The sequence below is a fragment of the Pseudomonas sp. PS1(2021) genome (genome assembly GCF_020405165.1).
Taxonomy (GTDB): Bacteria; Pseudomonadota; Gammaproteobacteria; order Pseudomonadales; family Pseudomonadaceae; genus Pseudomonas; species Pseudomonas aeruginosa.
On sequence record NZ_CP084484.1, the window covers coordinates 7,265,044 to 7,277,759 of the forward strand.

Genomic DNA, 12,716 nt, shown 5'->3' on the forward strand with positions numbered 1-12,716 from the left:
AAAGCGCCGACCATACCACCGCCATCGAAGCGGCGGGCAGGGGCCCGCCACTGGGCGGGCGATTATCGGCTCAGGAGGGTCTTCCGAGTTCCAGGCCCAGCTCCACCAGCGCCGCTTCGTCGCGCTGGAGCAGGCCGGGCAGGCTTTCCTTGAGGTATTCCACCCAGGTCTTGATCTTCGCGTCGAGATACTGCCGCGAAGGGTACAGCGCATAGACGTTGAGCTGTTGCAGGCGGTGTTGCGGCAGGACCCGCACCAGGGTGCCCTTGCCCAGGTCCTCGATGGCCGAATACACCGGCAGGATACCGATGCCCAGCCCGGAGCGGATTGCCTCGGTCATGGCGTCGCCGACATTGACCTGGAACGGCGAGGCGCCGATGGAGACCATTTCCTGGCCGTTGGGACCGTCGAACAGCCAGCGATCCAGCGGCACCACCGGGCTGACCAGGCGCAGGCAGTCGTGGCTGGCCAGCTCCGAAGGCTCGCTCGGCGTGCCGTTCAGGCGCAGGTACTCCGGCGAGGCGCAAAGAATGCTGTAGGTCTCGCCGATGCGCTGGGAAATGAAGCCGGAATCGGGCAGCTCGGAGGCCACCACGATGGCCACGTCGAAGCCCTCGTCGAGCAGGTCCGGCACGCGGTTGGCCATGGTCAGATCGAAGGTCACGTCGCGGTACTGCTGGCGGTAGCCGGCGATGGCACGGATCACGTAGTGCTGGCCGATGCCGGTCATCGAATGCAGCTTCAGCTTGCCGGCGGGACGGGCATGGGCATCGCTGGCTTCGGCCTCGGCTTCCTCGACGTAGGCGAGGATCTGCTCGCAGCGCAGCAGGTAGCGCTGGCCGGCCTCGGTGAGGGCGATGCGACGAGTGGTACGGTTGAGCAGGCGGGTGCGCAGGTGCGTCTCGAGGTTGGCCACCGCCCGCGAAACATAGGCGGTGGTGGTGTTGAGCTGCTGGGACGCCGCGGTGAAGCTTCCGGTTTCCGCCACGCAGACGAAGGCTCGCATGTTTTGCAGGGTGTCCATCGACGGGGCCTCCTAGGCACGCGCAGAAGTGTGTCAGATTGTTGCGAGGGCGGATTATTTCACATTACGCAATAAACAATCGCACTTGAGCCAGCTTATCAGCAGCCGCCAGCCTCTTAAAATTCATCGGCCCCCGAGCGCACGAACGCTCGAGCGGGTTGAACGGCGCCCGTACCGTTCAAATTCCGTGCTTCGCCCCTCCAGGATCAGACAACGTGCCGCGTGCTCTCAGGAAGGAACTGACCTTGGTCGGCTCCTTCGTCGGTTTTCTCGTCGTTTTCTCCGCAATATCCGGTTGTGTCAGTACAGGCGATATCGCCCCCGAGGCCGCCACGCTCGACGCCAACGCCCTGGCCACCGACCATGCGATCCAGGCTGCCGCCCGCGAGGCCGGCTGGCCGCAGGCGCAGTGGTGGAAGGTGTATGCCGATCCGCAGCTGGACGCCTGGATCGAGAAGGCGCTGGACGGCAATCCAGGCCTGGCGGTAGCCCATGCGCGGGTACGCCAGGCGAAGTCCATGGCCGGGCTGGTGGAGTCCATCGAGTCGCCGCAGATCGAGGGCAAGGGCTCGCTGGTCCGCCACCGCTGGCCGGACGACTATTTCTACGGCCCCGGCGACCTGGCGCGGACCACTTCCTGGAACAACTCCACCGAGATCGGCCTGAACTACAAGCTCGATCTCTGGGGGCGCGACCGCAGCGACAGCGAGCGCGCCGTCGACCTGGCCCACATGGCCGCCGCCGAGGCGCGCCAGGCGCAGCTCGAGCTGGAGGGCAACATCGTCCGCGCCTACGTCCAGCTCTCGTTGCAGTACGCCGAGATGGACATCGCCAAGGCCATGCTGCAACAGCAGCGCGACATCCTCGCCCTGGCCCAGCGTCGCCTGCGCGGCGGCATCGGCACGCATTTCGAGGTCAGCCAGGCGGAAGTGCCGCTGCCCGAGACCGAGCGCCGCATCGAGGTGATCGACGAAGAAATCCAGCTCACCCGCAACCTGCTCGCCGCCCTGGCCGGCAAGGGCCCGGGCGAGGGCCGCACGATCCGCCGGCCAAGCCTGAACCTGGCGGCGCAGCCGAGCCTGCCCAGCGCCTTGCCGGCCGAACTGCTCGGTCGCCGCCCGGATGTGGTCGCCCGCCGCTGGCAGGTCGCCGCCCTGGCCAAGGGCGTGGACGTGGCGCGCGCCGACTTCTACCCCAACGTCGACCTGATGGCCTCGGTCGGCTTCAGTGCCGTCGGCGGCGGCATGCTGGAGTTTTTCCGCAGCGCCAAGTACACCTACAGCGCCGGCCCGGCGGTGACCCTGCCGATCTTCGACGGCGGCCGCCTGCGTTCGCAGTTGGGCGAGGCGGCGGCCGGCTACGACGCGGCGGTGGAGCAATACAACCAGACCCTGGTGGATGCGCTGAAGAACATTTCCGACCAGTTGATCCGCCTGCATTCGGTGGACATCCAGAAGGACTTCGCCGCGCAATCGGTGGCTTCCGCGCAGAAGACCTACGATATCGCCACCCTGGCCTACCAGCGCGGCCTCACCGATTACCTCAACGTGCTCAACGCGCAGACCCGGCTGTTCCAGCAGCAACTGGTCCAGGAGCAGGTGCAGGCCGCCCGGCTGGCCGCCCACGCCAGCCTGCTCACCGCCCTCGGCGGCGGCGTCGGGGCCGGCGCCGATACGCCGGCGCAGCGGAAGCTGGCGCCGGAGAACGTCCCGGTCAGAGCGGTGTCTTCGCGATGAGTGGCCGCTCCGCTGGTTTCGCCCTGCCCAGCCGCGACGAGTGGCGGCGCGCGCTGGCCGAGTGGGCGCGCAGCGACGGGGCGACCTGGATCTACGTGTTCAAGGTGCTCTGCGCGGCCTTCCTGACCCTCTGGCTGGCGATGCGTCTGGAATTGCCGCAGCCGAGCACGGCGACCATCACCGTGTTCATCGTCATGCAGCCGCAGAGCGGCCAGGTGTTCGCCAAGAGCTTCTACCGCATCCTCGGCACCCTGGTCGGCCTCAGCGTGATGGTCACCCTGATCGCCCTGTTCGCCCAGGAGCGAGTGCTGTTCCTGCTCAGCTCGGCGATCTGGATCGGCCTCTGCACCGCCGGGGCCGCCCGCTACCGTGACTTCCGCTCCTACGCCTGCGTGCTCGCCGGCTACACCGCGACGCTGATCGGCATTCCCGCCACCAGCCATCCGGAAGGCGCCTTCATGCAGGCGATCTGGCGGGTCCTGGAAATCAGCCTGGCGATCCTCTGCTCGGGGGTGGTCAGCGCGGTGATCATGCCGCAGACCACCAGCGCGGCGATGCGCAATGCGCTGTACGTGCGCTTCGGCCTGTTCGCCGCGTTCGTCCTCGACAGCCTGCGCGGGGTCGGCGGGCGCGAGCGCTTCGAAAGCAGCAACGTGGCCTTCGCCGCCCAGGCGGTGGGCCTGGAGACGATGCGCGCGGCGAGCGCCTTCGAGGATCCGCACATGCGCCTGCGCAATGGCCGGCTGATTCGCCTGAGCAGCGAGTTCATGGCCATGAATACCCGTTTCCACGCCCTCCACCAACTGCTCGAACGCCTGCGCGCGCAGGGCTCCACCCAGGTGCTGGAAGCGTTCGAACCGTGCCTGGAGGAAATCACCGGGCTGCTCGAGGAGATCCGTGGCCGCGCCGTCACCGACCATGACGCCGAGCGCTTCGCCCAGCGCCTCGCCGACTGCCGCGAACGCCTGATGGCGCGCATCCGCCAGGCGCGCGGAGAACTGCTGGCGCGGGAGCCGGGCGAAGAGGCGCGGCTGGACTTCAATACCGCCGCCGAGCTGCTCTACCGTTTCGCCGAGGAGATGCACGACTACGCCCTGACCCATGCCTCGCTGGCCGCCCACCGCCACGAGCGCGAGCAGTGGAAGGACGCCTTCACCGCCAAGGCCAACGCGGTGGCGGCGGCAGTGGCGGGGATGCGCACCGGGTTGATGATCCTGCTGTTCGGCTGTTTCTGGATCTACAGCACCTGGCCCAGCGGCGGCACCTTCGCCCTCAACGCGGTGGCGGTCTCGGCGCTGGCCTCGGCGGCGCCGAACCCGAAGAAGGTCGCCATGCAGATGGCCATCGGCACCATGGCGGCGGCGCTGCTCGGCTTCAGCGAGATGTTCTTCGTCTACCCGCATATCGACGGTTTCCCGCTGCTATGCCTGGTACTGGCGCCGGTGTTCGCCCTCGGCGCGTTCATCTCCTCGCGGCCGCAGTGGGCCGGCTACGGTCTCGGCCTGCTGGTGTTCTTCTGCTTCGGTTCGGTGCCGGCGAACCTGACCGTCTACGACCCGGCCCACGTGATCAACGAGTACATCGCCCTGATCCTCTCGATGCTGCTCTCGGCCGCGGCCGCCGCGGTCATTCTGCCGCCCAACAGCGCCTGGCTGTGGAAGCGCCTCGAGCGCGACCTGCGGATGCGCGTGGTGTTCGCCATCAGCGGCAGGAGCAGGGGGCTTGGCTCGGCCTTCGAAAGCGGTACCCGCGACCTGCTGAACCAGGCCTATGGCGTCGCCGCCGGGCGCCCGGACGTGCAGCGCGGGCTGCTGCGCTGGATGTTCCTGGTGCTCGAGGTCGGCCACGCGATCATCGAGCTGCGTCGCGAGCAGGAACGCCTGCCGGACGAACCCTGCTACGCCGAGGCCATGCCCTGGCGCCAGGCGATCCGCGCCATGGGGCGGGCCCTGATCCGGCTGTTCGTGCGCCCCGGTGCGGAGAACCTGGAGCGCGCCCTGGCGGCTGTCGACCAGGCCATCCACGCGGCCAGGCACACCGACGAACCCTGCGCGCCGCACTTCGACAGCTCGCCGCTACGGCGGGTGCGCAGCTACCTGCACTTCATCCGTTCTTCCCTGCTCGCGCCGACCTCGCCACTGACCGAACTGGCCGGCCGGACGAGCGGCCAAGGTACCGTCCATGCCTCGTGAAATCGCCATCCATGGGGTCTACATGCCGACCCTGACGCTGTTGTTCGTGATCGCCGCGGCGCTCACCTGGGGGCTCGACCGGATCTTCGCCTCGGTTGGCCTGTATCGCTTCACCTGGCACCCGGCGCTGTTCCGGGTCAGCCTGTTCGCCTGCCTGTACGGCGGCCTGTCCCTGACCATCTACCGCTGAGGCGGTAGCGCACCTCTTCGTTATCGTGAGCCGACCATGACCTTGAAATCCGTAATCAGCCTGCTGGCGACCCTGCTGATCCTGCTGGTCGCCGTATTCATCGGGCGGACCCTGTGGGTCAACTACATGGACACCCCCTGGACCCGTGACGGTCGCGTGCGCGCCGACGTGATCAATGTCGCCGCCGACGTTTCCGGGATCGTCGTCGACGTCCCGGTGCGCGACAACCAGTTGGTGAAGAAAGGCGACCTGCTGATGCAGATCGACCCCGACCACTACCGTATTGCGGTGAAGCAGGCCGAGTCGCTGGTTGCCTCGCGCAAGGCGACCCTGGAGATGCGCCAGTTGAACGCCCGGCGGCGCGCGGAAATGGATGAGATGGTGGTCTCCCGCGAAAGCCGCGACGACGCCCACAACACCGCCGCCGCGGCGATGGCCGACTACGAGCAGGCCAAGGCCCAGCTCGACGCCGCGCGCCTGAACCTGGAGCGCACCCGGGTGGTGGCGCAGGTCGACGGCTACGTCACCAACCTCAACGTGCACCGTGGCGACTACGCGCGGGTCGGCGAGGCGAAGATGGCGGTGATCGACAAGAACTCCTACTGGGTCTACGGCTACTTCGAGGAAACCAAGCTGCCGTACATCCGCGAAGGCGACCCGGTGGACATGCAGCTGATGAGCGGCGAACACCTCAAGGGCCACGTGGAAAGCATCGCCCGCGGCATCTACGACCGCGACAACCCGGAAAGCCGCGAGCTGACCGCCGACGTCAACCCCACTTTCAACTGGGTGCGCCTGGCCCAGCGCGTGCCGGTGCGGGTACACATCGACGAAGTGCCGGACGGCGTGCTGCTCTCGGCGGGGATCACCTGCACGGTGATCGTCAAGCCGCAAGGGCGCGACGACCAGGCCTCGGCGGCGCAGGCGCCGGGGCGGGCCGGTTGAGTGGAAGGGGCAGGGAGAAGCCCGGCGGATGCCGGGCTTTTTCGTTTCGGCGGGGCGGAAGAGGGCGCCACTCGCCAGGAATACGCTGCGGTTGGCGGCTGCCGGCGGTGAATATCCACCCGGCGGCCTAGGCCCCGACCTGTTCGGCCGGCGACACGATCAGGCCCTTGCCGCCGCGCGAGCGGCCGGAGCTGAGGTAGTCGGCGATGGATTCCTGGGTGACCTCGCCGAGGAACTGCTGGTCGGGGTCGAGCACCGGCAGCCAGGAGCTGTTGAACTCGTACATCCGCGACAACAGGATGCGCAGGTGCTCGTCGTGGCTGGCGGTGACCCGGAACGGGGTGACGAACGGCGCGCAGGTGCCCTCCTGGCGGCGCAGGTCCTTGCGTCGCACGTAGCCCAGGCCCTTGCCCTGGTCATCCACCACGATCAGGTAGCGCCGGTCGTTCTCGTCCATCAGTTCCAGCGCCTCGGCCACCGGGGTCTGCGGCCGGGCGGTGACCAGGCTGCTGTCGGCGGCGTCTTCGGCGCGCACCAGGAGCAGGCGCTTGAGCGTGCTGTCCTGGCCGGTGAAGGCGCTGACGAACTCGTCCGCCGGGTGCGCCAGCAGGGTGTCCGGGTGGTCGTACTGGAGCAGCCGGCCGCTCTTGAACACCGCCACCTTGTCACCCAGCTTGATGGCTTCGTCGATGTCGTGGCTGACCATGATCACGGTCATGCCGAGCTTGCGCTGCATCTCGAAGAACTCGTTCTGGATCGACTCGCGGTTGATCGGGTCGACCGCGCCGAACGGCTCGTCCATCAGCAGCAGCGGCGCGTCCGCCGCCAGCGCGCGGATCACCCCGACGCGCTGCTGCTGGCCGCCGGAGAGTTCGCGCGGGTAGCGTTGCAGGTACTGCTTGGGCTCCAGCTTGACCATGCTCATCAGCTCGCGGGCCTTCTCCTTGCAGCGCGCCTTGTCCCAGCCGAGCAGGCGCGGCACGACCATGATGTTTTCCTCGATGGTCATGTTCGGGAACAGGCCGATCTGCTGGATCACGTAGCCGATGTGGCGGCGCAGGGTGACTTCGTCGAGGTCCGCGGTGTCCTGGCCGTCGATCAGCACGCGGCCGGAGGTCGGCGGGATGATCCGGTTGATCATCTTCAGGGTGGTGGTCTTGCCGCAGCCGGAGGGGCCGAGGAAGACGCAGATCTCGCCTTTCTCCACGGTCAGGCTGACGGAATCGACGGCGCGGAACTCCTTGCCGTTCTTCTGGGTGAAGGTCTTGCTGAGCTTGTCCAGTTCGATCATGTTCGGCTCCTGTCAGTGCGCGCTGGCGCGCAGTCCCTTGGGGGTGAGGATGCGTTGCAGCCATTGCAGCAGCAGGTCGGCGACGATGGCCAGGAGGCTGACCAGTACCGCGCCGACCACCAGCATCGGCATGTTGCTCTGGCTGATGGAAGTGAGGATCAGCACGCCCAGGCCGCCGGCGCCGATCACCGCGGCGATGGTCATCACGCCGATGTTCATCACCACGGCGGTGCGTACGCCGGCGAGGATCACCGGCACCGCGAGGGGAATGTCGACCATCCGCAGGCGTTGCCAGAAGGTCATGCCGATGCCCTTGCCGGCCTCGCGGATGCCCGCTTCGACGCCGGTCAGGGCGAGGTAGGTGTTGCGCAGGATCGGCAGCAGCGAATAGAGGAACACCGCGGTGATCGCCGGCAGCGGCCCGAGGCCCTGGCCGAATACCGAGTAGACCGGCATCAGCAGGCCGAACAGGGCGATCGAGGGGATGGTCAGCATCACCGTGGCGGCGCCCTGCAGCGGGCCGGCCAGCCACGTGAAGCGGGTCATCAGCACGCCCAGCGGCACGCCGACGAGGATCGCCAGGCCTACGGCGACCAGTACCAGCAGCAGGTGCTGGAGGGTGAGCTGGCCGACCTGGGACCAGTCGAGATGGGAAAGCACGCTGAAAAAGTCCATTACTGGCTACCTCCCTGGCCGGCCTGGCCGTCGTCGAGCAGGTGGTGTTCGCGGAGGAAGTCGGCGGCGACCTTCTGTGGCGTCTGCTGCTCGATATCGACCCGCGCGTTGAGCGCCTGCATGGTGGCGTCGTCGAGCCGCTCGATGATCGGATCGAACAGCGTGGCGAACTCCGGATGGCGCTGCATGACCTCCTTACGCACCACCGGGGCGGCGTTGTAGAAGGGGAAGTACTGCTTGTCGTCCTTCAGCACGCGCAGCTTGAAATCCTTCAGGCGGCCGTCGGTGGTGTAGACGAGGCCGAGGAACACCTGGCGGTTCTTCAGCGCGGTGTAGACCAGCCCGGCGTCCATCTGGCGGATGTCGTTGCGGGTGAAGTGCAGGCCGTACAGCTCGCTCATGGGGCCGAGGCCGTCGGGGCGGCCGGCGAACTCCGGGTCCATGGCGAACAGGTGGGTGCTCCCGGGCTCGGCCTCCTGCTGTTCGGCGAGCACCCGCGCGAGATCGCTGACGCTCTGGATGCCCAGGCGCTCGGCCTGTTCCTCGGGCATGGCCAGGGCATAGGTGTTGTTGAAGCGGGTCGGCTTCAGCCAGACCAGGCCCTGGGCTTCGTCGAGTTGCTTGACCCGGCGGTAGGAAGCCGCGGCGTCGAGCTTCTCGTCGATGTGGTTGTAGACGATCAGCGACGAGCCGGTGTACTCCCAGACGATATCCAGTTGGCCGCTTTCCTGGGCGGCGCGGGCCAGGGTGCTGCCCAGGCCGGTGGTGACCGTCACGTCGTAGCCGCGCTTCTGCAGGAACTGCGCGGTGATGGCGGTGAGGATGCGCTGCTCGGTGAAGGTCTTGCCGCCGATGCGCAGGGTTTCCGCCTGCGCCAGGCCGGCGGCGAACAGGCCGGCGCAGGCCAGGCAGAGTGAGCGGATCAGTCGGTTCATCAGGCCTCCTTGGCGGTCAGGCCGCGTTCCAGGAACATGCGGCTGAACAGCACCACCAGGGCGTCCAGCAGCAGGGCGAGGAGCGCCGTGCAGGCGGCGCCGAGCAGCAGTTGCTGGTGGTTGTTCAGGTAGATGCCGGGGAAGATCAGGCTGCCCAGGCTGTTGGCGCCGATCAGGAACGCCAGCGGCGCGGAGCCGACGTTCAGCGCCAGGGCCACGCGCACGCCGCCGACGATGATCGGCACCGCGTTCGGCAGTTCCACCCTCAGCAGCACCTGGTTGGGCGTCATGCCGATGCCGGTGGCGGCTTCCTTCAGCGCCGGCGAGACATTGCGCAGGCCCTCGTAGGTGTTGCGCACGATCGGCAGCAGCGAGGCGAGGAACAGGGCGAGGATTGCCGGGCCGTTGCCGATGCCGATGATCGCCAGGGCGATGGCCAGCACCGCCAGCGGCGGGATGGTGTTGCCGACGTTGAACACCTGCATCAGGCGTTCGGCCTGGGCCTGCATGCCGGGACGGCTGAGCAGGATGCCGGCCGGCACGCCGACCAGCAGGGCGGCCGCCATCGAACTGAAGACCAGCACCAGGTGGGCCTGCAAGTAGAACAGCAGGTCCTCGCGGTAGTGGAGGATGGTCGCGGGGGTGATCCAGTGGATCAGCAAGGCCAGTACGGCGGCTGCGGCGCAGAGGCCGAGCAGGGCCTTGCCACAGGTTTTCACCATGGTCGGGACTCCCTTCGGAATGAGCGTTGGCTACGCTGTCGGGCGCTTCGTCGAAGCGCGGAAACAGGCCGGAAATCAAAGGCTTCGGATGGGCACCGAATTCCCGACCCCGAAAGGGTTGACCGTTCGTCGTTCGCGGAGGTTCAACGAAACGGCCATGCTTGTGCCATGACCGGGCCTGGGCAAGCGGCCGCAGCCGCCGTCTCGCCTGGGCTGGGGGCGAACGAAGAAATTTTCCCCGGGGAAGCGGTCGATAATGGCGCTGCCGCGTCGGCGGCGCGCCATGCACCGTATCGGTGCGCTGGACGTCCAGGGCTTTTCTGCGGTTATGATGCGGGTTCCGAAATTTTCTCGGGCTTTTCCAGACATTCGCACCCCACGGTTCACGGATCGGCCTTTTGGGGTAGGTGTTTTACCTTCTGCTAAGGGAGTACCCCGCGTCATGCTCGATCTCGTCGCGGCATTCATTGCCTTGACCACCTTGCTCACCTACGTGAACTACCGCTTCATCCGCCTGCCGCCGACCATCGGCGTGATGGCCACGGCGCTGGTGTTCTCGCTGATCGTCCAGGGGCTGTCGGAACTGGGCTATCCGATCCTCGAGGTGGAGATGCAGGAAATCATCCGCCGCATCGACTTCTCCGAAGTGCTGATGACCTGGTTCCTGCCCGCGCTGCTGTTCGCCGGCGCACTGCACGTCGACCTCTCCGACCTGCGCAGCTACAAGTGGCCGATCGGCCTGCTGGCCACCGCCGGGGTGCTGATCGCCACCTTCGTCATCGGTGGCCTGGCCTACTACACCTTCCCGCTGTTCGGCTGGCAGGTGGATTTCATCTACTGCCTGCTGTTCGGCGCGCTGATCTCGCCGACCGACCCCATTGCCGTGCTCGGCATCCTCAAGTCCGCCGGCGCGCCGAAACCGCTGGCGACCACCATCGTCGGCGAGTCGTTGTTCAACGACGGCACCGCGGTGGTGGTGTTCGCCATCATCCTCGGCATCCTCCAGCTCGGCGAGGCGCCCACGGTCAGCGCCACGGCGATCCTCTTCGTCCAGGAAGCCATCGGCGGCGTGGTCTTCGGTGCGGTGCTCGGCTACGGCGTGTTCGTGATGATGCGCGGCATCGACCAGTACCAGGTGGAGGTCATGCTGACCCTCGCCCTGGTCATCGGCGGTGCCGCGCTGGCCGCGCGCCTGCACGTATCGGCGCCGATCGCGATGGTGGTGGCCGGGCTGATCATCGGCAACCACGGACGCCACTACGCGATGTCGGACGAGACCCGGCGCTACGTGGACAAGTTCTGGGAACTGATCGACGAGATCCTCAACGCCCTGCTGTTCGCCCTGATCGGCCTGGAGCTGCTGCTGTTGCCGTTCTCCTGGCTGCACGTGGCGGCGGCCTTCGCCCTAGGCGGCGCGGTGCTGGTCTCGCGCCTGCTCACGGTGGGCCCGGCGATCCTGGTCCTGCGCCGTTTCCGTGGCGCCAACCGGCAGGTACCGGCGGGCACCATCCGCATCCTGGTCTGGGGTGGGCTGCGCGGCGGCGTCTCGGTGGCGCTGGCGCTGTCCCTGCCGTTGGGGCCGGAGCGCGACCTGATCCTCAGCCTGACCTACATCGTGGTGCTGGTATCGATCCTGCTCCAGGGGCTTTCCATCGGCCCGCTGGTGCGTCGTATCTACGCCGGCCAGCCGCTGGAGAAAAGCGAGGGGGCGCACTGAGCGCAGCCTTCGCAAAGCGAGCGCCCGCCGTCATGGCGGGCGTTTTCGTTGGCGGCCATCAGGCGCTGTCCTGTGGCGCTTCGTTGCGATGGGTGCCGCGCAGGTTCATCGCCGCCAGGCAGACCTGCAGCAGGATCAGCGCATAGGCCTGGGCGTACAGGCCCCAGGCGATCCACAGCAGGTTGCTGGCGAGGAACACCCAGAAGCCGACCTTGCGTCTTCGCCGATGCGCCGACGCCACCAGCCAGGCGGCCACCACCGTGACCAGCATGGCGGGCCATTGCAGGTAGTCCAGCCAGTGCATGCGTGCATCCTTTTTCCGACCTTTGAGGGTCAGACCAGCCCTGGCGCGGCAAAGTGCGGTCGGATCGGATAGCCGTGCAGCAGCGACCTGACCCGCTCCTCGTCGAGTGCTCCGTTGAACTCGGCGCCCAGGGCTTCGCGGTGGATGCCGGTGGCGCCCAGCCAGAGCGTATCGATGCGCGCGGCGAGGGCGCCGGGGACGTCGGTCACCAGCGAGTCGCCGACGAACAGGATGTGCCGCGCGCCGCGCGCTTCCAGTTGCCGCTGGGCGATGCGGAAGGCCGCCGGGTCGGGCTTGCCGTACCAGCTGACCTGGCCGCCTTCCTCGCTGAACAGCTCGGCGAGCATGCCCGCGCCGTATACCGTGCGGCCGCCGGAAACCACCACGCGGTCCGGGTTGGCGCAGAGGAACGGTAGGTCGGTGGCGCCGCGCAGGGGCGCGAAGCGCTGTTCCAGTTCATCCTGGGGAAAGCTGCCGACGCCGACGATCAGCGCCGCCTGGGCGATGTCCTCGACGAAGCGCTCGCGGATTTCCGCCGGCCAGCTCTGCTGGGCCAGGCCGACGCCGGCCAGGTAGATACCGCCACGCCGGTATTCGGCGGTTTGCAGCAGGGCGTCGATGGTCAACTGGCCGGACGTGGTGATGCCGGCGAACCAGTCGCGCCGGATGCCCAGGCGCTCGAGCCCGGCGCTCATTTCCGCCACGCTGCTGGACGAGTTGCTGAGGAACCAGACCGGGCGGCCTTCGGCGTGCCGCCGGGCGAGCCAGGCAAGGGCGCCGGGGAACGCCTCGGCGCCGTCCATCACTACGCCCCAGAGATCGAGAAGGAAGCCGTCATAGTCGGCGCAGAGCGCCTCCAGTTGCGCATGGTCGAGCAGGCGGGTGCTGGTGGCGGCGCTGAAGCGCGGGGAGGTCGGGGCATCGCTCATGGGAGTCTCGTCGCGGCTGTCGAAGTGGGCCGCCGCGTGCGGCGGCGAGTCCCAAG

12 protein-coding genes are annotated in these 12,716 nt (G+C 67.7%); 5 read left to right on the forward strand and 7 right to left on the reverse strand.

Translation table 11 applies throughout. The features are described from left to right. Window positions 1–70: 70 nt before the first annotated feature. The gene (locus LE197_RS34405; RefSeq protein ID WP_003092994.1) at window positions 71–1,024 is read right to left on the reverse strand and encodes a LysR family transcriptional regulator; all 954 of its coding nucleotides are present in this window, start codon (window positions 1,022–1,024) and stop codon (window positions 71–73) included. Window positions 1,025–1,269: 245 nt separating this feature from the next. On the opposite strand from LE197_RS34405, the gene LE197_RS34410 reads away from it, so the two are divergent. The 4 genes from LE197_RS34410 to LE197_RS34425 are packed head-to-tail and all read left to right on the forward strand — an operon-like array spanning window position 1,270 to window position 6,087. Beyond that, window positions 1,270–2,760 carry an efflux transporter outer membrane subunit gene (locus tag LE197_RS34410; RefSeq protein WP_003105655.1) on the forward strand — a complete coding sequence of 497 codons (1,491 nt, stop codon included), beginning with the start codon at window positions 1,270–1,272 and terminating at the stop codon, window positions 2,758–2,760. Beyond that, on the forward strand, window positions 2,757–4,952 hold the full coding sequence (locus LE197_RS34415; protein WP_003092992.1) for an FUSC family protein: 2,196 nt from the start codon (window positions 2,757–2,759) through the stop codon (window positions 4,950–4,952). The genes LE197_RS34410 and LE197_RS34415 overlap by 4 nt, the downstream gene beginning before the upstream one ends. Further along, entirely contained in the window at window positions 4,942–5,142 is a 201-nt protein-coding gene (locus LE197_RS34420; protein ID WP_003082823.1) for a DUF1656 domain-containing protein, read from the forward strand. The genes LE197_RS34415 and LE197_RS34420 overlap by 11 nt, the downstream gene beginning before the upstream one ends. Before the next feature lie 36 nt (window positions 5,143–5,178). Continuing rightward, window positions 5,179–6,087: an HlyD family secretion protein gene (locus LE197_RS34425; RefSeq protein WP_003113767.1), complete on the forward strand. Its 909-nt coding sequence runs from the start codon at window positions 5,179–5,181 to the stop codon at window positions 6,085–6,087. A 127-nt stretch (window positions 6,088–6,214) separates the two neighbouring features. Here LE197_RS34425 and LE197_RS34430 read toward each other — a convergent pair whose 3' ends face one another. From LE197_RS34430 to LE197_RS34445, 4 genes are read right to left on the reverse strand one after another with little or no spacing between them, the layout of a single operon-like run. After that, window positions 6,215–7,378, reverse strand: a complete 1,164-nt coding sequence (locus LE197_RS34430; RefSeq protein WP_003113768.1) for a betaine/proline/choline family ABC transporter ATP-binding protein — start codon at window positions 7,376–7,378, stop codon at window positions 6,215–6,217. A gap of 12 nt (window positions 7,379–7,390) precedes the next feature. Further along, complete coding sequence (locus tag LE197_RS34435; protein WP_003092985.1) at window positions 7,391–8,053, reverse strand: ABC transporter permease; 663 nt, start codon at window positions 8,051–8,053, stop codon at window positions 7,391–7,393. Then, a complete protein-coding gene (locus LE197_RS34440; protein WP_003118286.1) occupies window positions 8,053–8,988 on the reverse strand; it encodes a glycine betaine ABC transporter substrate-binding protein in 936 nt (311 codons plus the stop codon). Before LE197_RS34440 ends, LE197_RS34435 begins: the two co-directional genes overlap by 1 nt. Then, a complete protein-coding gene (locus LE197_RS34445) occupies window positions 8,988–9,710 on the reverse strand; it encodes an ABC transporter permease (RefSeq protein ID WP_003092982.1) in 723 nt (240 codons plus the stop codon). The genes LE197_RS34440 and LE197_RS34445 overlap by 1 nt, the downstream gene beginning before the upstream one ends. 442 nt (window positions 9,711–10,152) lie before the next feature. Between LE197_RS34445 and LE197_RS34450 the strand changes: the two genes are divergently transcribed. Further along, window positions 10,153–11,427, forward strand: coding sequence for a cation:proton antiporter (locus tag LE197_RS34450; protein ID WP_003105667.1), 1,275 nt, complete (start codon window positions 10,153–10,155; stop codon window positions 11,425–11,427). Between the two features lie 58 nt (window positions 11,428–11,485). Here the strand turns inward: LE197_RS34450 and LE197_RS34455 are convergent, their stop codons facing one another. Both LE197_RS34455 and LE197_RS34460 read right to left on the reverse strand, forming a co-directional pair. Next, the gene (locus tag LE197_RS34455; protein WP_003092978.1) at window positions 11,486–11,731 is read right to left on the reverse strand and encodes a YgjV family protein; all 246 of its coding nucleotides are present in this window, start codon (window positions 11,729–11,731) and stop codon (window positions 11,486–11,488) included. A 29-nt stretch (window positions 11,732–11,760) separates the two neighbouring features. Then, window positions 11,761–12,660: a TIGR01459 family HAD-type hydrolase gene (locus LE197_RS34460; RefSeq protein WP_003118288.1), complete on the reverse strand. Its 900-nt coding sequence runs from the start codon at window positions 12,658–12,660 to the stop codon at window positions 11,761–11,763. Window positions 12,661–12,716: the final 56 nt, after the last annotated feature.

Bases quoted from the DNA above. Each gene is read 5' to 3' on its own strand.
- LE197_RS34405 (WP_003092994.1), bottom strand. From the start codon at position 1,024: ATGGACACCCTGCAAAACATGCGAGCCTTCGTCTGCGTGGCGGAAACC.
- LE197_RS34415 (WP_003092992.1), top strand. From the start codon at position 2,757: ATGAGTGGCCGCTCCGCTGGTTTCGCCCTGCCCAGCCGCGACGAGTGG.
- LE197_RS34420 (WP_003082823.1), top strand. From the start codon at position 4,942: ATGCCTCGTGAAATCGCCATCCATGGGGTCTACATGCCGACCCTGACG.
- LE197_RS34425 (WP_003113767.1), top strand. From the start codon at position 5,179: ATGACCTTGAAATCCGTAATCAGCCTGCTGGCGACCCTGCTGATCCTG.
- LE197_RS34430 (WP_003113768.1), bottom strand. From the start codon at position 7,378: ATGATCGAACTGGACAAGCTCAGCAAGACCTTCACCCAGAAGAACGGC.
- LE197_RS34435 (WP_003092985.1), bottom strand. From the start codon at position 8,053: ATGGACTTTTTCAGCGTGCTTTCCCATCTCGACTGGTCCCAGGTCGGC.
- LE197_RS34440 (WP_003118286.1), bottom strand. From the start codon at position 8,988: ATGAACCGACTGATCCGCTCACTCTGCCTGGCCTGCGCCGGCCTGTTC.
- LE197_RS34445 (WP_003092982.1), bottom strand. From the start codon at position 9,710: ATGGTGAAAACCTGTGGCAAGGCCCTGCTCGGCCTCTGCGCCGCAGCC.
- LE197_RS34450 (WP_003105667.1), top strand. From the start codon at position 10,153: ATGCTCGATCTCGTCGCGGCATTCATTGCCTTGACCACCTTGCTCACC.
- LE197_RS34455 (WP_003092978.1), bottom strand. From the start codon at position 11,731: ATGCACTGGCTGGACTACCTGCAATGGCCCGCCATGCTGGTCACGGTG.
- LE197_RS34460 (WP_003118288.1), bottom strand. From the start codon at position 12,660: ATGAGCGATGCCCCGACCTCCCCGCGCTTCAGCGCCGCCACCAGCACC.